This is a genomic window from Micromonospora parastrephiae, assembly GCF_016802865.1.
Classification (GTDB): domain Bacteria; phylum Actinomycetota; class Actinomycetes; order Mycobacteriales; family Micromonosporaceae; genus Micromonospora; species Micromonospora parastrephiae.
In genome coordinates this window covers 1-18,299 of record NZ_JAEVHM010000116.1, presented here as the reverse complement: position 1 = coordinate 18,299, position 18,299 = coordinate 1, and the positions used below count along the sequence as shown (strand labels likewise).

The window sequence follows — 18,299 nt, the reverse complement described above, 5'->3', positions numbered from 1 at the left end:
TGGGGGTTAGCGGGGGTGGGGGGTTATGGAGCGGTAGTGGGTTTTGTCGGTGTTGGCGAGGCTGTAGGTCTGGGTTCGGGTGGGTTCGGGAACGACCACCAGACCGGGGCGTTCGACAAGCAACGGCGTTCCGGGTGGGACGGAGAGGGAGCTGTCCCGGGTGGCCCGCCAACTGAGCACCACCAGTGGCTGGCCGGGCACCGGCAGCTGGTACGTCTGCAACGGGGTGGCCCGGTCGGCCGGCGAGACCACGGGCGCGCTCCCGTCCGCCGGCCGGTAGATCACGGCGGTCATCGTGCCGGCGTCGGTGTCCCAGCTCAACTGCTGCAACTCGGCCGCCTCGCCGCCGCCGAGAGCGACCTCGCCGAGCGAGCGGACGGTCAGCTTCGCCATCGGCCACGACGTCGGCACCGAGCGCGGCGCGTCCCGGTCGCCGATGCGGCGGGGAATGCTGCCGAACGGCCCCCGGTCGCCGGCCAGCACGCAGGTGTCCAGGCCGGTGAGCGCACGTCGGCCGGCACCGGACTCGTCGCGGACCAGCGGATAGCGCGGGTCGACGGTGCCGGTGCCCAGGTCGAGCAGCCGGTCGGCGGCGCGACCCCGGGGCAGCGACTCGGTGGCCCGCAGGGTCGCGGTCACCGGCACCGCCGCGCAGGCCGGCACGTCGACCGGCGCGCTGAGGCCGTCGGCGACGGCCAGCGCCCGGCCCTGTGGCCCGAGCAGCGTCTGCACCCGGGCGGAGACCAGGTAGCGCCGACCGCCGGTGGTCTGCACCGGCAGCACGTCGGAGTAGACCAGGTAGCCGGGATCGGTGTACTCGGTGGCGCGGGTGATCGCGTACCGGTCGCCCTCGCGGCTGAGTTGCAGCAGCCAGGAGGCGCTTTCGCCGGGCACGTCGGCGGCGACCAGGGCCACCGGGGCGCCGTCGACCCGGCCGGAGAAGAGGATGCCGGACGAGGGCAGATGTGCCCGGTCGTCGGCCGGTGAACGCCAGTCGCGCACGGCGTCGGTGACCGCCGCCGTCGACGCCGCGTCGCCGGCCAGGTCACCCCGGGGAGGCCACACCGCCAGGGAGCCGTCCAGGCTGTCGTACCCGACCCGCAGGTCCCGTGGTTTACGGTCGGCGACCGGACCGCACGCCGTGGCGGCCAGCAGTACGCCCAGCAGGACGGTGAGTGCCCTGCCGTGCCGACGGCCTGGAGTCACCTGGTCCGCCCCCGATCGCCTCGCCGTCGCTGTCGGAAAGCGCCATAGTACGAGATGTCCGGCGCGAGACCTCAGGTGGTCACCGGCAAACCCACCACAGTGGACTCCACCGGGGATTTAGTGCCTTTTCGTCGCTCCGGTAGACTCCGCCGACTGTGACGCCTGCCGAGTCCCGCGCCCTGTCCGCGCCGCACCCGGAGGCGGCTGCCGGCCTCGACGAGACAGTGAGCTACCGCACGCCGGCCAGCCGGCCGGTCGGTCGCGTCGCCACGTCCACCGCGCCGGCCGAAGCCTCCGTCGGCGTCGTCGACGCCGCGCCGGCCGCACCGACCACGGCGCCGGTCGACACCCCACCGGACGTCGACCCCGAGGTGTCGGCCGACGCCGAGGCGCCGAGCAGGAACCGGTGGCGTCGGTGGACACGGCGACGGCAGCACCTCGCCGTGGGCGGGCTGTTCCTGCTCGCCGCGCTCTGGGTGACCAGCCGGATCTGGCTGGACCCGGCCGGCCGGGTGGCCTCGCTCTACACCGGCGACCCGGCCCAGGTGCAGTTCTTCCTCGCCCACTCGGTACGCGTGGTGCTGCACGGCGAGTACCCGTTCTACACCGAACAGTTCAACTACCCCGACGGCGTCAACCTGATGGCCAACACGGCCGTGCTGGCGCTGGGCATCCCGATGGTGCCGGTGACGCTGCTCTTCGGGCCGGCGGTGTCCTTCGTGGTGCTGGTGACGCTCGGTCTCGCCGGCACCGCCCTGGCGTGGTACCTCGTGCTCTCCCGCCACCTGGTCCGTACCCCGCTGGCGGCGGCGGTCGGCGGCTGGTTCTGCGGGTTCTCCCCGGCGATGCTGTCGCACGCCAGTTGGCACCCGAACATCATCAGCCAGTTCCTGTTGCCGTTCATCGTCTGGCGGGTGCTGGTGCTGACCAGGTCGGTCCGGCCGGTGCGGGACGGTGCGCTGCTCGCCCTGCTGGTCACCGCGCAGGCGTTCATCAACGAGGAGATCCTGCTCTTCACGGCCCTGGCATGCGGCGTGTTTCTGATCGCGGTGCTCGTCCAGGAACCCGCCCGCTGGTCGGCGGCGTGGCGACCGTTGGGCGCCGGCCTGGCGGCCTGCGCGCTGCTGGCCGGGGCGCTGCTGGCGTACCCGCTGTACGTGCAGTTCGCCGGACCGATGGCGTACCACGGCCTCAGCGACGCGGTGCGGGACTACGGCAACGACATCGCGGCCTTCTTCGCGCCCGGCTCGCCCACCCTCGGCGGCAACCAGCGGGCCAACATCAACCTGGCGCCGAACTACTCCGAGGAGAACGCCTTCTTCGGCTGGAGCCTGTCGCTGCTCGCCATCGCCATCGTGGTCTGGCTGCGCCGGGAGCTGGTCGTCCGGGCGCTCGCGGCCACCGGCGTGTTCTTCGCCGTGCTCTCCCTCGGCGAACGGGTCTCCTGGTGGGACCGGGAGCTGATCAGCGGTCCGTGGCAGTTGCTGGTCCACCTGCCGCTGCTGGACGCGGTCGTGCCGACCCGGTTCGGCCTGATCACCAGCGTGGTGATCGGTCTGCTGCTCGCCCTCGCCGTCGAGCGGGCGTGGGCGCTGCGCCCGGCCGACCGACGCACCGTACGGATGCTCACCGCCGCCGGCCTGGCGTTCGCGTTGCTGCCGATCGCCCCGATGCCGCTGCGGATGGTGTCCCGCCCACCGGTGCCGGACTTCATCACCGCCGACCGCTGGCGGGCGTACGTGGGCCCGGACCAGACGCTGGTGCCCATTCCGGTGCCCAGCATGGGCAACACGCACGGCATGCGCTGGGCCGCGGCCACCAACCTCGACTTCAAGATCCCGGGCGGTTACTTCCTCGCCCCGCGCAACGGCAACACCGGTGACCCGGGTCGCTTCGGCGGCCGGCCCAGCGGGGTGGGTCAACTGCTGGAGGAGGTGGCGACCACCGGCCGGACGCCGAAGCTCGACGACCGGCAGCGCCGCCGTTTCACCGATGAGCTGCGCCACTGGCGGGCCGCGATCCTGGTGCTGCCGGTCCGCCAGCAGAACGCCGAGCCGCTGCGCCGTACCGTCGAGGACCTGGTCGGCCCCGGCCGCCAGGAGCTGGACGTGTGGGTGTGGGACGTCCGGACGCTGACCGACCGCTCGGTCTGATGGCCACCGGGACGGCGTCCCCGGCGACGGTCGCCCCGGCGGCGGCGCGGCGGTCCCGGCCGACCTGGCTCCCGGACGCGTTGGTGGTGGCCGGCTATCTGGGTCTTGCCGTCCTGCTGACCTACGCGCAGTGGGGGCGCCCCTGGCAGCTGTTCCACCAGGCGGGCGACCAGGTCCTCTTCGAGTGGATGCTGGCCCACGCGGCGCACGCCGTCGTCGAGGGGGAGAACCCGCTCTACAGCACGGCGTTGAACGCGCCGGACGGGGTCAACCTGATGGCGAACACCTCGGTGCTCGGCCTGGGTGTGCCACTGACCCCGGTCACGCTGCTCTTCGGGTCGCAGGTGGCGTTCTGCGTGGCGGTCGTCAGCTGCCTCGCCGGCACCGCGACCGCCTGGTACGCGCTGCTGCGCCGCCGGTTGGTGAGCGCCCGGTCCGCGGCGGCGGTCGGTGGGCTGATCTGCGGGTTCGCCCCCGGCATGGTCGCCCAGGCGGGCGCGCACCTGCACATGGCGGCCCAGTTCCTGGTGCCCGCCATCCTCGCCCTGGTGTTCCGGCCCGCCCCCGCCAGGGCGGAACGCGGCGCGTGGCGGCCCGCCGAGGTGTCGCGGCCCGGCGCGGGCCTCGGGCTGCTGGTCGTCTGGCAGGTCTTCATCGGCGAGGAGGTGCTGGTCTTCCTGGCGCTCGCCGCCGGGGTGTTCGCGCTGGGCTGGACGCTCGCCGACCGGGCGGCCGCCCGCCGGCACGCACCGGCCCTGATCGGCCGGCTCGCGGTGGCGACCGTGGTGGCGGCCGTGCTGCTGGCGTACCCCCTGTGGTTCCAGTTCCGCGGCCCGCAGCACTACTCGGGGATGGCCTTCGCCGCGCACGGCTTCCAACTGGACGCGGCGTCGTTCACCGCGTCGGCCCGGCAGACCGTGTTCGGCGACGACTGGCTGCCGGGCCTGCTCTCGCCGAACCCGACCGAGGAGAACTCGTTCTTCGGCCCGGGGCTGCTGGTGCTCGCCGTGGTGATCGTGATCTGGCTGTGGCGCCGACCGCTGGTCCGCGCGTTGGCCGGCTGCGCCCTGGTGTTCGCGCTGCTCTCGCTCGGCACCGAGCTGCGGGTGGACGGCACCGCCACCGGCATTTCGGGGCCGTACCGGCTGGTCGCCGGCCTGCCGTTGCTCGACCTCGCGGTGCCGGCCCGGTTCGCGCTGGTCTGCGTACCGGTGCTGGGGTTGCTGGTGGCGCTCTCCCTGGACCGGGTGCGGGCGGCGCGCCGGCTGCCGGCCGCGCCGGGCCTGCCGGTGCGGCTGCTGTGGTCCGGGGCGGTGGCCGCCGCGCTGCTACCCCTGGTCCCGACACCGATCCGGGTGGTGCCGGTCGCGCCGGTGCCGGGGTTCGTCGCCGACGGCGGGTGGCGTCCGCTGGTGCCGCCCGGCCGGACGGTGGTCGCCGTACCCCCGGTCACCGGCGCGGCGCGGAGCCCGGTGATGCTCTGGTCCGCCCGCACCGGGCTCGCGTTCCCGGCGCCGGGCGGCTACTTCATCGGACCGAGCGGCCCCGACGACCCGACGGCCCGCTGGGGAGCGCCGGACCGGCCCACGTCGGTTCTACTGCGCCGGGTGGCCGAGACCGGCGTGGTGCCGGTGCTCACCGACGCCGACCGCCGCCAGGCCGTCGAGGATCTGCGGCACTGGCGGGCCGCCGTGGTGGTGCTCGGCTATCTGGTTAACGGCGACCCGGTCCGCCGGACCGTTGACGACCTGCTCGGTCCGGGCCGCCCGGTCGACGGCGGGTGGTTGTGGGACGTCACAGACCAGGTCGGCTGATCAACCCACCACGGCGCGGACGTCCCAGACCCAGACGTCGTCGACCCGCTGCGGCGCCCCGATCAGGGCGGTGATCAGCTCACGCAGCACCGCCTCGCGCGGGTGCGACCCGAGGACCACCACCGACGCCCGCCAGAACCGCAGATCCTCGACGGCCTGGCGACGGTTCTCGTCGGTGAGCGCCGGGACCTTACCGGCGTCCATGGTGGAGTAGATGAGGCTGCTGGTCGGCCGGTTCGGCGCGCGAAGACCCCTTCGCCCAGCTCGTTGGGGCCGATGAAGTAGCCGCCCGGGACGGGGAACTCCTGCCCGGTCAGCGCACTCCAGCGCAGCGTGGGCAGGCCGTGCACGTTGCTGGGGATCGGCACCGGCACCAGGGTCCGGCCCGCCGGCACGTACGGCCGCCAACCTCCGGCGGTGATGAAGTGCGGCGGCGGTTCCACCTGCTGGGCGGGCAGCGGCCGGGGGAAGAGCGGCAGCACGGCGAGGGCGACCGCGGCGTACCCCACCGGGCGCAGCCACCGCCGACGCGACGTGACCGCCGGTTCGCCGGTGCGCTGGGCCGGCACCCGGGGCCGGTCGGCCACCGCACGCCCCTGCCGGGACGCGGCGTCCCAGGTCAACGCGAGCAGTACGCCCACCGCGGCGGCGACCACCAGCGTCAAGCGGGTCGGCATCATCATCTCGACCAGCGGCAGGTCGTCCGGTACGTACGACCACGGGCCGCGCACGCCGGTCTCCACGCCGTTGAACCGCACCCGGGGCCCGATCGAGGCGACCGTGAAGACGACGATCAGCACCGCGGCGATCCGGGCGGGCAGCGAGCGGCGGACGAGCAGCACCAGGGCGACCACCGAGAGCAGCACCAGCGGCCAACCGAACCAGGTGTTCTGCTCGGTCAACCCGATCGTCTGCTCCACCGCCGGGTCACCGGCCCAGGTGTCCCGGGCGAAGGTGACGAACGCGGCCAGGTCCTCACCCCAGTTGTGGAAGACGCCGCCCTGCAGACCGCGGTAGGACTGCGGGCCGTCGAACTGGAACCAGATCGGGTACGCGGCGAGCAGCAGCGCCAGCCCACCGGCGACGCCGAGCCCGGCCACGAACGTGCCGGCGGCGGCCCGCGTGGCGGCGGGCCGCTGCACGGCGTACGCCAGCACGATGACGAGGCAGGCCAGCGCGGTGAGCAGCAACATCTCCTCGTTGATGAAGATCTGGTACGCCACCAGCGCCCCGAGCACCAGCCCGTTGCGCCGCCACCGGCCCGGCTCGCCCAACCGCAGCACCCGCACCACGATCAGGGGCAGCAGGAAGTTGGACACGAAGTTGGGTTGGCCGTTGGCGTGGTGGATGATGCCCGGCGCGAAGCCGAGGAACGCGCCGCCGACGAAGGCCGCCGCCCGCGAGCGCACCAGGTGGCGGGAGAGCATCCAGTACGCGGTGCCGGCGGTGGCCGCCAACGCCCCACCCAGGTAGAGCGCGTACATCACCTGGGGGCCGAGCAGCATGGTCAGCGGTGCCAGCGGCAGGGTCACCCCGAGCAGCGAGGTGTTGGCCATCATGTTCACCCCGTCCGGGGCGTTCTGCCGGGCCGTGAACAGTGGGTTCTCCAGGTGCCGCACCGAGTACGCGCCGTGCGCGAACAGCCACTCGAACCAGCTGTGGTCGGTGGGCAGGTGCGAGGAGACCCGGCCGGTCACGTCACCCCAGTAGTGGAGGCAGACGAACACGCCCAGCACCACATAGGCTCCGAGGGCCACGAGGTCGGCGCGGGCGGGTCGGCGTCGAGGCCGCCGTGTCGGCTCGACCTCGGTCGGGTCGGCGTCGGTTACGGGATTCAGCGAGGGGTCTACCACCGGCACAGCCACGACGCGCCATCGTACAGGCGGGGATGCGTCGCATTTGCCGGGCCGGTGCGCCCACGGTCGGGTTTGCCGGGACGCCCCCGCCGGCCAGCGGCGACGGGTGACGGAAGGACGATCGATTGTCGATCATCGACCTCGGCGAGCTGCGGCACACCTCGGATCCCGACCCGCTGCCCCGCCCACCCCGGGCCGACGGCCGGCCGGTGCGGTGCGCCCTGGTCCTGCTGCTGGTGCTGGCCACCCTCGCCGCCGCCGCGGCACCGCCCCGGCGGGACGTGGTGACGCTGCCGGCGCAGCTCGCCGCCGACACGCTGCTCGACGGCGACCTGTTCGTGGTCCTCGACCCGAACCCCGCCCAGCCGACACAGCGGCGGATGACCGTCTTCCGGCTGCCCGGCGGCAAGGCGGTCTGGCAGACCCGGGTACCGGTGGAGGGCCGGTCCTGGGGGATCACGTCGGTGGCGGGGATGCTGCTGGTCACGGTCTACGAAAGCAACATGCCCGGCCAGGGGACGCTGTCCGTGGCGTTCGACCGGGAGACCGGGGCGTACCGGTGGCAGCAGCCGGGCAGCCCCATCGAGCTGGCCGACGGCACCGTGTTGCTGCAGTCCGGCGGCGAGGACGAGCCGGTCGGCCTGCGAGCGGTCGATCCCTGCTGCGGCACTGTGCGCTGGCAGTCGCGCGCCACCACCGGGTACACGGTGTTCCACGAGGTCGGGCACGGGGTGGACCGGATGGTCGTCGTTCCGGTGGACGGGCCGGTCGAGGTCCGTGACGCGGCCACCGGTGCGGTACTGGCCCGCGGCGACCTGCGCCCACCCGGCGGCGGGCCGCTCGGGTTGGTCCAGGTGGTGAACCACCTGGTTCTGGTCATCGGCGAGGCGCCAGCCACGATCACCGTGTACGGGCTGGACCGACTGGACCGGCGCTGGAGCGGTACAGCCGGCCGGATCGACTTCGTACAGGACTGCGGCCCGGTCCTGTGCCTGCAGACCCGGTTCAACGGGCTGCGGGCGCTCGACCTGGCGACCGGCCAGATGCGGTGGCGGAGCGACCGCTGGAGGTGGGTCTTCCGGTACGGCGACCGGCTGATGGCCAGCAGGGCGAACAGCTCCGGCTCCGCCCTGGAGCAGCTGGTCGTGCTCGATCCGCTGACCGGTCGGGAGTTGGCCGAGCTGGGCCGCTGGGAGCTGGCCCAGTCCGGCTTCGGCAGCCCGCTGGTCGGCGTGCGCCGGCACCCGGACGGTGGGCTGCTCGTGGCGCGGCTGGATGCCCGCACCGGGGAGGCACGCATGCTCGACGTGCTGCCGGACGCCGCCGGGAACTGCCAGGCAAGCGTGGGCCGGCTGCTCTGCCAGCGGGTGGACGGCTCGTACCGGCTGTTCCTGATGCCCGACTGATCACCAGTTGGCCTGTGCGGGCGGCAGGGGCAGCGGCACCGACGAGGGCCGCAGCACGTACGCCATGCCGCCGCTGCCACGCTGCCAGGCCGCCTCGAACCGCTGCCGGGGCACGGTTCGGCGCACCGAGTCGTCGTCCGGCGCGTACGGGTCGTTGAGCACCGGGTCGCCGTCGGCGGTGAAGCCGACCAGCACCATGAGGTGCCCTCTGCTGTCGTAGGCGAGCCCCGGCACCTCGTCGGCCCGGAACGCCGCGGAGACGATCAGGGGGATGCCGGCGGCGACGAAAGCCTCCGCTTCGACCAGCGACCGTAGCCGGGTGACGAAGGCGTCCACCCCGTGCAGACCGGCGTACGCGGTGTTGAACGGCCAGTTGCCGGCACCGGCGTAGGCGTGGTCGTAGCAGTGTCGGGCGGCGTGCACCACCACCGGCCGTGGACCGGGCGGCTCCACCCAGGCGTACCGCTCGGGCGGCGGATCGGCACCCCAGTAGGCGAGCACCATCGAGATGCAGGTCGGGCTGCACCAGGAGTCACCGCCACCACCCCACTGCGGGTGCTGTCCGGCGTGCAGCCGTTGTGAGTAGCGGGGAACGTCCAGCACCCTCCCTCGGGCGGCGGCCACGGCGGGCTCCTGCTCGTACCCCTGGTGGGTCGGTGTGGGCCCGGCGGCGACCGCGCCGATGCTGCGCAGCACCGGGCCGGTCGGGCTGTCGGCCGGTCGGCACAGGGTCACGCGCGCCTGCCAGCCGGTGACCGTCGCGCCCGTCACGAGCAGCGTGTCGGTGTTCACCCGGGCGTCACCGTCGTGCTGCCCGGGCACCGAGGCGCGTCGTACCGCACTGTCGTCGGCCGCCCAGCGGGCCAGCAGGTACCAGTCGGTGCTCGGCGCGTCGCCGTGCCAGCCGCGCAGCTCGACCTCGATCCAACAGCCGTTCGGCGTCTCGGCGGTCCACGACGGCACCACCTCGCCGACTCCGAAGCCGACCCGCACCGGCGGGGTCGTCCACCTGCCCCGCTGGTCGGCGTCGTCGAGGGCCAGCCCGCGATCGGTGGCGTGCAGGCCGTCGACGGTGCCGGCCGTCGAGTCCGCCGGAAGGTGGAAGCCCCGGTAGGCGATGTCCCGCCGGGTGGGTGGTGCCGCGATGGTCATGGCAGGTCCGTCCGTCGTTCGGTGCCGGCAGCATCGCGTACGCCGCGCAGGTCCGCAACGCCGACCGGAGTGGACGGCGAGGGACGATGGTTGCCGGCCGGCACTAGGTTGTCGGTGGTCAGCAGCGAGGAGGCCGGGATGCGGGTACTGGTGGTGGAGGACGAGCGCAACCTCGCCGACGCGATCGCGCGCGGGTTGCGCAAGCGGGGGATGGCGGTCGACGTGGCGTACGACGGCGACGCCGGTCACGAGGCGGCGTTCGTCACCCGGTACGACGTGGTGGTGCTCGACCGCGACCTGCCGGGCGTGCACGGCGACCAGATCTGCGCCGACCTGGCCGCCTCGGGCGCGCTGACCCGGGTGCTGATGCTCACCGCGAGCGGCACGGTCGCCGACCGGGTCGAGGGGTTGCAGCTCGGCGCGGACGACTACCTGCCCAAGCCGTTCGCCTTCGACGAACTGGTCGCCCGGGTGCAGGCGCTGGGCCGGCGGGCCACCCCGGCGGCGCCGCCGGTGCTCGAACTGGCCGACCTGGTGCTCGACCCGGCCCGCCGGGTGGCCACCCGCGCCGGCGTGCCCGTCGACCTCACGAACAAGGAGTTCGGGGTGCTCAGCGAACTGCTCAAGGCGCGTGGTGCGGTGGTCTCCAGCGAGGAGCTGCTGGAACGCGTGTGGGATGCCAACACCGACCCGTTCACCACCATCGTCCGGGTCACCGTGATGACGCTGCGCCGGAAGCTGGGTGACCCGCCGCTGATCGAGACGGTGGTCGGCGCGGGTTACCGCACCGCCGAGGTGGTGTCATGACCGGGCGGACGCGACTGCGGCCCACGCTGCGGCTGCGGTTGACCCTGCTCAACGGCGTGCTGCTGATCGGCGCGGGAGCGATCCTGGTGCTGTTGGCCTGGCTGCTGGTCCGCGACGCGCTGCGACCCACCGACGAGCTGCTGCCCGGTACGACGGTGGTGCTCTCCGACGGCCGGTCGCTGGATGCCGCCCAGTGGCAGCGGCAGCTGGTCGACGCCGCCTCCGGGGAGCTGCTGGCCAAGGGACTGGTCGCGCTCCTGGCGATCAGCGTGGTCGGGGTGGCCGGAGCGTACGCGGTGGCTGGCCGGGCGCTGCGCCCGCTGCACCAGGTCACCGCCACCGCGCAACGGCTCGGCGAGGCGACTCTGGACCAGCGGATCGGCTACTCGGGCGCCGACGACGAGGTGGCCGAGCTGGCCAAGACGTTCGACGCGATGCTGGACCGGATCGCGTCCGCGTTCGAGGCGCAGAAACGCTTCGTGGCGAACGCCTCGCACGAGCTGCGTACCCCGCTCGCCGTCATGCGGACCGAGATCGACGTGACGCTCAGCGACGACGACGCGGACGCGTCCGAGTACCGCCGGATGGCCACCGTGGTCCGCGACGCCTCGGAGCGGGCCAACGGCCTGGTGGACGCGCTGCTGGTGCTGGCTCGTAGCGAGGCGCAGGCCGGGCGGCGGCTCGGCCGGCGGACCGAGTGCGATCTGGCCGCCGGCACCGCCAACGCGCTGTCGGCGATGCGCCGCGAGGTGGACCGGATCGGCCTGCGGGTGCAGACGTCGTTGGAGTCCGCGCCGGTGGTCGGCGATCCGGGGCTGCTCGACCGGCTCGCCGGCAACCTCATCGAGAACGCGGTCCGCTACAACCATCTGCACGGTCGGCTCTGGGTGCGTACCGGCACCGACGGCGACCGCTCGTGGCTGGTGGTCGGCAACACCGGCTTCGAGGTGGACCAGGCCGACGTGCCGGGGCTGTTCGAGCCGTTCCGGCGTGGCGGACGGGAACGCACCGGCGCCCGCGGCTCCGGCCTGGGGCTGTCCATCGTCCGGGCGGTCTGCGACGCGCACGGCGGCACGGTACGGGTGATCGCGCAGCCCGGCGGTGGTCTGGAGGTGACCGTCACCCTGCCGTCGGCGGACGCCCCGGCGGTGCCCGGCCCGGTGCCCGCGACCGGCTGAACGGGGTTGCGGGCGTTCCTCAGCCGATGGCAAGATCACACGGTCAGCGTGAGTTTGAAGGGGGGGTGCGTCGATGTCCACCAACACCGGCTCCGCGCCCCGGGTTTCTCTCGGCTGACCCCCGGGAGGCGGAGCGTCCCCATCCAGCACGGAGGGAACACCCGTGTATCCACGGATCCGCAACATCAGTTTCGACTGTCACGACACCTACGCCCAGGCCGGCTTCTGGTCGGCGGTGCTCGGGTACGCCCGGCACTCGGAGGACGCCCCGGGTGACCCGGAGGCGGCCCTGCTGCCGCAGGACGAGACCACCCCGAACCTGTTCTTTCAAGAGGTGCCGGAAGACAAGGTGACCAAGAACCGGCTGCACATCTGCTTGGAGCCGGTCGACCGCACCCGGGACGAGGAGATCGAGCGGGTGCTCGGCCTCGGGGCCGCGATGGTCGCCGACCGACGGCACGCCGACGGGACCGGCTGGGCGGTGCTCGCCGACCCGGAGGGCAACGAGTTCTGCGTGGTGCGCAGCGCCGGTGAGCGGGCGGCCACGTCGGCCTCGTAGCTGTCGGCGTACGGCACGGGGCCCCGGCCACCCTCAGGTGGTCGGGGCCCCGGTCACGTACCGGTCAGGAGCGCTGCTCGACCTGGCCCCGAATCGTGGCGAACTCGGCCTTCGCCTGCTCGGCGGACTTGAAGTACATGACCACGACACCCTCGCTGCCCCGGTCGGTCCACACGCAGACACCGAGCGGCACGCTCTCGGCCTTGCCGTCGCCGCAGCGCACGTCACCGCCGAGCGGACCGGGCTCGACCGTCGCCATGTTGGTCAGGCTCAGCTCGCTGGACAGCGCGGTCACCGAGTCCTCCATCTCCTTCTTCGGATCGGGAACCAGCCCGGACACGGCGGCGATCATGATGAGGTCCTGCTTGGCAGGGTCGCCGTAGAACGCGCCGACGGTGCTGGTCTCGCCCTGCACCGTCGACTTCATCTCGGCGACCATGCGTCGGCGGCGGCCTGCAACTGCGGGTCGGTGTTCTTCGCCCGGCCGGCGAGGGTGGCCGGCGCGACCACCCGCGTCTTGGTGGCGTCGACGACGTCGCCCACCTCGTCCTTGACCGCGAACCAGGTGATTGCCGCGCCGCCGAGGCAGAGCACCAGCACCACGGCCAGCACGATCAGGATGATCTTGCCGACCTTCGACTTCTTCGCCGGCGGCGGACCGCCGTGCAGGCTCGGGTCGCCGTACTGCTGGCCCGGCTGCGGGACCGGGAAGCCCTGCTGCGGTGGCACCGCCGGCTGGCCCGGCTGCTGCGGCGGGGGAGGGGAATCGTGCGGCGGGCCGTAGGGGGTGGCCGGCGGCTGGGACATCAGTCAGCTCCAAATTCGGGTGGCAAAGCGGGTGATCTTAACTCGGTGCCGAGCACCGCGTCGCCCCGCGCGCAGGTCAGCGCAGCGCCAGAAGCGAACGCGGTGGCCGGTCCGTCCACGAGGGACGGTCCGACCACCGCGACGGTGGAGCTGTGACCGGTCAGGCGGGCAGGCTCGCCGCCCCGCGCGGCAGGAACCGCCGGCCGGTGGCCCGCTCGCTGGTGCCGGTCCGGTCCAGGTACGGCGTGACGCCGCCCAGGTGGAACGGCCAACCGGCGCCGAGGATCATGCACAGGTCGATGTCCTGCGCCTCGGCGACCACGCCCTCGTCCAGCATCAGCCGGATCTCCTGCGCGAGCGCGTCGAGCGCGTTCTGGCGTACCTGCTCGGCGGTCAGCGGCTCATCCCCGACCACGAGCAGCTTGGCGACCTCGGCGTTGACCTGGTCATCGACCACGATCGGCTGGCCCGAGTCGGCGATCCGCCTGAGGTTCTCGCTGACACCGAACCGGTCCGGGTACGCCGCGTGCAGCGTGCCGCCCACGTGGTAGGCCACGGCCGGGCCGACCAGCTGGAGCAGGGCGAGCGGGCGCATCGGCAGGCCCAGCGGGTCCAGTGCGCTGTTCGCCACGTCCAGCGGAGTGCCGGCGTCGACGGCCGCGAAGACGGTGCCCAGAAAGCGCGTGAGCAGCCGGTTCACCACGAACGCCGGAGCGTCCTTGACCAGCACCGAGGACTTCTTGAGCTGCTTGCCCACGGCGAAGGCGGTGGCCAGGGTGGCGTCGTCGGTGCGCTCACCCCGGACGATCTCCAGCAGCGGCAGTACCGCCACCGGGTTGAAGAAGTGGAAGCCGACCACCCGCTCCGGGTGCTCCAGCTCCGCGGCCATCTCGGTGATCGAGAGCGAGCTGGTGTTGGTGGCGAGCACCGCCTCCGAGGAGACGATCTTCTCCAGCTCGGCCCAGACCTGCTTCTTGACGCCCAGGTCCTCGAAAACCGCCTCGATGACGAAGTCGGCGTCGGCGAAGGAGCCCTTGTCGACCGTGCCGCTGACCAGGCCGTACAGCTTGGCGGCGGTGTTCTTGTCCATCCGGCCCTTGGTGACGGCCTTCTCGATCTGGGTGTGCACGTAGCCGACGCCCTTGTCCACCCGGGACTGGTCGAGGTCGGTCATCACCACCGGCACCTGGAGGCGACGGGCGAACAGCAGCGCCAACTGGCCGGCCATCAGGCCGGCGCCGACGATGCCGACCTTGGTGATCGTGCGGGCCAGGCCCTTGTCGGGTGCGCCGGCAGGCCGCTTGGCCCGCCGCTGCACCAGGTCGAACGCGTACAGGCCGCTGCGCAGCTCCTCGGAGAAGACCAGGTCCGCGAGGGCCTCGTCCTCGGCGGCGGTGCCGGCGGCGAAGTCGCCGTCCTTCGCCGTCTCCAGCAGGTCGAGGGCCTTGTACGCGGCCGGCACGGCGCCGTGCAGCCGCTGGTTCAGCGTCTCGCGGGCGAAGTAGAGCACGCCCGCCCACATGTCCTTGTCGACCTCGGGCCGGGTCACGGTGACCTGACCGCGCACCACACCGGCGGCCCACTCCAGCGACCGCTCCAGGAAGTCGGCCGGCTCCAGCAGCACGTCCGCGATGCCCAGCTCGGCGGCCTGCTTCGGCTTGAGCATCTTGTTCTGCATCAGCGGGTTCTGGATGATCACCTGGGTGGCGGCGGGGATGCCGATCAGGTTCGGCAGCAGCTGGGTGCCGCCCCAACCGGGCACCAGACCGAGGGAGACCTCGGGCAGCGCGAGCGCCGTCGCCCCACCGGAGAGCGTCCGGTAATGGCAGTGCAGTGCCAGCTCCAGGCCGCCGCCCATCGCCGCGCCGTTGACGAACGCGAACGTGGGCACGGTGCTGTCCCTGAGCCGGGCGAACACCCGGTGGCCGAGCCGGCCGATCTCGAGGGCCTGCGCGCGGTCGGCGAGCTGCGGCAGGCCGACGATGTCCGCGCCCACGCAGAAGATGTACGGCTTGCCGGTGACCGCGATGAACGCCGGGTCGGCGGCCAGCGCCGCGGTGATCGCCTCGTCCAGGCTGGTCAGACCGGCCGGGCCGAACGTGTTCGGCTTGGTGTGGTCGAAGCCGTTGTCAAGCGTGATGAGGGCGGCGGGCCGGTCCAGCCCCGGCACGTTCACCTGGCGCAGCAGCGCCTTGGTGACGACCTCGTTCGGTGCGGCGAGCGCGCTCACTTGTTGCCCTCCGTCCAGTGCGGGTTCTCCCAGATCACGGTGCCGCCCATGCCGATGCCGATGCACATCGCGGTGACGCCGTAGCGGACCTCGGGGTGCTCGGCGAACTGGCGGGCCAGCTGCGTCATCAGACGCACGCCGGACGACGCCAGGGGGTGACCGATGGCGATCGCACCGCCCCACGGGTTGACCCGCGGGTCGTCGTCGGCGATGCCGAAGTGGTCGAGGAAGGCGAGCACCTGCACGGCGAACGCCTCGTTCAGCTCGAACAGGCCGATGTCGTCGATGCTGAGCCCGGCGAGGCGCAGCGCCTTCTCCGTCGACGGGATCGGACCGACGCCCATCACCTCCGGCTCCACCCCGACGAAACCGAACGACACCAGCCGCATGGCGACCGGCAGACCCAGCTCGCGGGCGGTGGCCTCGTCGGCGAGCAGGCTGGCCGTCGCGCCGTCGTTCAGGCCGGCCGCGTTGCCCGCGGTGACCTTGCCGTGCGGGCGGAACGGGGTCTTCAGGGTGGCGAGCTTCTCCAGCGAGGTGTCCCGCGGGGCCTCGTCCACAGTGGCCAAACCCCAGGCGCCCTCGGCGTCGCGGATGGACATCGGCACCAGGTCGTCCTGGAGCTTGCCGTTGGCGTACGCCTTGGCGGTCTTCTGCTGCGAGGCGAGCGCGAACGCGTCGGTGCGCTCCTTGGTGATGTGCGGGACCAGGTCGTGCAGGTTCTCCGCGGTGGCGCCCATGACCAGCGCGGACGGGTCGACCAGCTTCTCCGCGATGATGCGCGGGTTGGGGTCGACGCCCTCACCCATCGGGTGGCGGCCCATGTGCTCGACACCGCCGGCGATGGCGACGTCGTACGCGCCCATGGCGATGCCGCTGGCCACGGTGGTCACCGCGGTCATCGCGCCGGCGCACATCCGGTCGATGGCGAAGCCGGGAACGGTCTTGGGCAGGCCGGAGAGCAGCGCGGCGGTGCGGCCGATGGTGAGGCCCTGGTCGCCGATCTGGGTGGTGGCCGCGACGGCGACCTCCTCGACCCGCTCCGGGGGCAGCTGCGGGTTGCGGCGCAGCAGCTCACGGATGCAGCGGATCACCAGGTCGTCGGCGCGGGTGTTGGCGTACATGCCACCCGCCTTGCCGAACGGGGTACGGACGCCGTCGACGAAGACGACATCCCGAACTTCACGGGGCACAAGAGCCTCCTAATCGACCACGGCAGGTTCCCCCCGGATGCTACTCGCCAGTAACCAACCGCGTCCCGACCCCCCGCTGTGGCCCACCCCACACCCGGCCGCCGCGCTACCCCTGGGTGGGCTGAACCGGGGAGAGCGCCTCGGTCAGGTCGGGGACGAGGAGGCCGATCTGCCACTCGCGGGCGTTGAAACCGCGCAGCGTCTCCGCCACCGCCTCCTCGCCGAGCTCCTCCGGCGGGGTCCACGCGAGCCGTCGAACCGAATCCGGGGTGATCAGATTCTCCGGAGGCAGGTTGTGCTCCGCGGCGATGCGCACCACCACCTCCCGGCAGCGGGCGAGCCGCCCGGCCGCCACCGGATCCCGCTCGGCCCACCGGTGCGGCGGAGGCGGACCCTCCACCGCCGGGGTGACCGGAAGCGCGTCGTCCGGCAGTTGCCGGGCGTCGTCGAGCGCGGCCAGCCAGGTACGCGCCAGGCGGCGCACCGACCGGCCGCCGAAACCGGGCAGCGTCAGCAGCGTCTTCTCGTCCTTCGGGTCCAACTCGGCGGCAGCGATGATCGCCGAGTCGGGCAGCACCCGACCGGGCGCCGAGTCCCGCCGGGCCGCGATCTGGTCCCGGGCGTACCACATCGAACGCACCCGGGCCTGGGCCCGCGCTCCGCGTACCCGGTGGATGCCCGAGGTGCGCCGCCACGGCTCCGCGCGGACCCGGGGCGGACGGGCTCCGGTACGGACCAGCGCGGCGAACTCCTCCGCGGCCCACGCCGCCTTGCCCTGCCGGGCCAACTCGGCGGCGAGCGCGTCGCGCAGGTCGGTGAGCAGCTCCACGTCGAGCGCCGCGTAGGTCAACCACGACTCGGGCAGTGGCCGGCTCGACCAGTCGGCCGCCGAGTGGTGCTTCTCCAGGGTGAATCCGAGCAGCTGCTCGGTCAGCGCGGCCAGGCCGACCCGCTCGAATCCAGCCAGCCGAGCGGCCAGTTCCGTGTCGAACAGACGGCGCGGGCGCAACCCCACCTCGGCGAGGCAGGGCAGATCCTGACTGGCCGCGTGCAGCACCCACTCGGCCTCGCCGATCACCGCGTCCAGCGCGCTGAGGTCGGGCAGCGGCAGCGGATCGATCAGCGCCGTGCCCGCGCCGGCCCGACGGAGCTGGACCAGGTATGCACGCTGGCTGTAGCGGTACCCCGAAGCTCGCTCGGCGTCCAGGGCGACCGGGCCGGTGCCGGCCGCGAAGCGGGCCACGACCTCGGCAAGCTCGGCCGGCGCGGCCACCGGCTCGGGGGTGCCGTCACGCGGGGCGATCAGCGGAACGGGCCCACCGGCGGTCGGGTCGGCTCCCGCGCCCGCCGGCTGCGGCTGGGCCGACGGCGGGTGCTGGGGGGCGTTTCCCGGAAGGTCTTCGGCGGGCCGACGGCGCAGGGGTGGTTCGTCGGTCACCTGTCAACCCTAGTGCGCGCGATGATCTGGCGGGTGCAGCCGGTCCGGCGTGTGTTGTTCAGGTGTCCACAAGGTGTCCCTGCGGATGCCGGACATCGGGGGAGACAAAGCCCGTTCGCGCAGGTACGGTCCATCGAGCCGCCGACCCGAAAGGCGTGACACGCGGGTCGATGGCGGCACGGGGAGACCACGGAAAGGCAAGACGATCATGACGGCTGGCTTCGGTTCGGGGGACGGACGACCGGCGGGCGCCGACCCTGACGGCGTGGGTGGGCCAACCGCCGAGCGGCCGGGGCCACTGCCACCGCGCATCGAGCCCCAGCCCGCCGCCGCGCCGACCTGGTCCGGTGCCCCGACCGGCGACACCGATCCGTCCCGGGCCGTCCCGACCCCCCGTACCGGCTGGGTCGCCCCGCCCAACACCGGCCAGTGGGGCAACCCGGTCGCCGACCCCCGGCGCCGCCCCGGCGGCGGCGCCCCACGGCTTTTCCGGTGCCGGT

General features: G+C 73.1%; 13 protein-coding genes and 2 pseudogenes. 7 read left to right on the top strand and 8 right to left on the bottom strand.

Translation table 11 applies throughout. The annotated features are described in order from the left end of the window. Positions 1-6: 6 nt before the first annotated feature. A complete protein-coding gene (locus JNW91_RS20925; protein WP_203177201.1) occupies positions 7-1,206 on the bottom strand; it encodes a hypothetical protein in 1,200 nt (399 codons plus the stop codon). Positions 1,207-1,577: 371 nt separating this feature from the next. Here JNW91_RS20925 and JNW91_RS20920 point away from each other — a divergent pair, with 371 nt between their 5' ends. Together JNW91_RS20920 and JNW91_RS20915 are read left to right on the top strand one after the other, a co-directional pair. After that, entirely contained in the window at positions 1,578-3,359 is a 1,782-nt protein-coding gene (locus JNW91_RS20920; RefSeq protein ID WP_309244436.1) for a hypothetical protein, read from the top strand. Continuing rightward, the gene (locus JNW91_RS20915; RefSeq protein ID WP_238425397.1) at positions 3,359-5,173 is read left to right on the top strand and encodes a hypothetical protein; all 1,815 of its coding nucleotides are present in this window, start codon (positions 3,359-3,361) and stop codon (positions 5,171-5,173) included. The genes JNW91_RS20920 and JNW91_RS20915 overlap by 1 nt, the downstream gene beginning before the upstream one ends. Here the strand turns inward: JNW91_RS20915 and JNW91_RS20910 are convergent. Beyond that, a pseudogene (locus JNW91_RS20910) lies at positions 5,174-7,026 on the bottom strand (hypothetical protein). A gap of 128 nt (positions 7,027-7,154) precedes the next feature. Here JNW91_RS20910 and JNW91_RS20905 point away from each other — a divergent pair. Further along, positions 7,155-8,435, top strand: a complete 1,281-nt coding sequence (locus JNW91_RS20905) for an outer membrane protein assembly factor BamB family protein (RefSeq protein ID WP_203177198.1) — start codon at positions 7,155-7,157, stop codon at positions 8,433-8,435. Here the strand turns inward: JNW91_RS20905 and JNW91_RS20900 are convergent, their stop codons facing one another. Next, positions 8,436-9,587, bottom strand: coding sequence for a peptidase C39 family protein (locus JNW91_RS20900; protein ID WP_203177197.1), 1,152 nt, complete (start codon positions 9,585-9,587; stop codon positions 8,436-8,438). It lies immediately after the preceding gene. Between the two features lie 138 nt (positions 9,588-9,725). On the opposite strand from JNW91_RS20900, the gene JNW91_RS20895 reads away from it, so the two are divergent. From JNW91_RS20895 to JNW91_RS20885, 3 genes are all read left to right on the top strand, one after another. Beyond that, positions 9,726-10,394 (top strand): response regulator transcription factor, encoded by a 669-nt coding sequence (locus tag JNW91_RS20895; RefSeq protein WP_203177196.1) that lies wholly within the window; start codon positions 9,726-9,728, stop codon positions 10,392-10,394. Continuing rightward, positions 10,391-11,572 (top strand): sensor histidine kinase, encoded by a 1,182-nt coding sequence (locus JNW91_RS20890; protein ID WP_203177195.1) that lies wholly within the window; start codon positions 10,391-10,393, stop codon positions 11,570-11,572. The genes JNW91_RS20895 and JNW91_RS20890 overlap by 4 nt, the downstream gene beginning before the upstream one ends. A gap of 163 nt (positions 11,573-11,735) precedes the next feature. Continuing rightward, a complete protein-coding gene (locus JNW91_RS20885) occupies positions 11,736-12,131 on the top strand; it encodes a VOC family protein (RefSeq protein ID WP_203177194.1) in 396 nt (131 codons plus the stop codon). A 64-nt stretch (positions 12,132-12,195) separates the two neighbouring features. On the opposite strand, the gene JNW91_RS32520 is transcribed toward JNW91_RS20885, so the two are convergent. The 5 genes from JNW91_RS32520 to JNW91_RS20865 form a co-directional block, all read right to left on the bottom strand. Continuing rightward, the gene (locus tag JNW91_RS32520) at positions 12,196-12,558 is read right to left on the bottom strand and encodes a hypothetical protein (RefSeq protein ID WP_238425396.1); all 363 of its coding nucleotides are present in this window, start codon (positions 12,556-12,558) and stop codon (positions 12,196-12,198) included. Further along, positions 12,555-12,938 carry a hypothetical protein gene (locus JNW91_RS32515; RefSeq protein ID WP_238425395.1) on the bottom strand — a complete coding sequence of 128 codons (384 nt, stop codon included), beginning with the start codon at positions 12,936-12,938 and terminating at the stop codon, positions 12,555-12,557. The genes JNW91_RS32520 and JNW91_RS32515 overlap by 4 nt, the downstream gene beginning before the upstream one ends. Before the next feature lie 160 nt (positions 12,939-13,098). Further along, positions 13,099-15,168 carry a 3-hydroxyacyl-CoA dehydrogenase NAD-binding domain-containing protein gene (locus JNW91_RS20875; protein WP_203177193.1) on the bottom strand — a complete coding sequence of 690 codons (2,070 nt, stop codon included), beginning with the start codon at positions 15,166-15,168 and terminating at the stop codon, positions 13,099-13,101. Beyond that, a complete protein-coding gene (locus JNW91_RS20870; RefSeq protein ID WP_203177192.1) occupies positions 15,165-16,361 on the bottom strand; it encodes a thiolase family protein in 1,197 nt (398 codons plus the stop codon). Before JNW91_RS20870 ends, JNW91_RS20875 begins: the two co-directional genes overlap by 4 nt. Before the next feature lie 106 nt (positions 16,362-16,467). Beyond that, positions 16,468-17,799 carry an HRDC domain-containing protein gene (locus JNW91_RS20865; protein ID WP_203177191.1) on the bottom strand — a complete coding sequence of 444 codons (1,332 nt, stop codon included), beginning with the start codon at positions 17,797-17,799 and terminating at the stop codon, positions 16,468-16,470. A gap of 265 nt (positions 17,800-18,064) precedes the next feature. Here JNW91_RS20865 and JNW91_RS32510 point away from each other — a divergent pair. After that, positions 18,065-18,299: pseudogene (locus tag JNW91_RS32510) on the top strand (hypothetical protein); the annotation flags it as partial.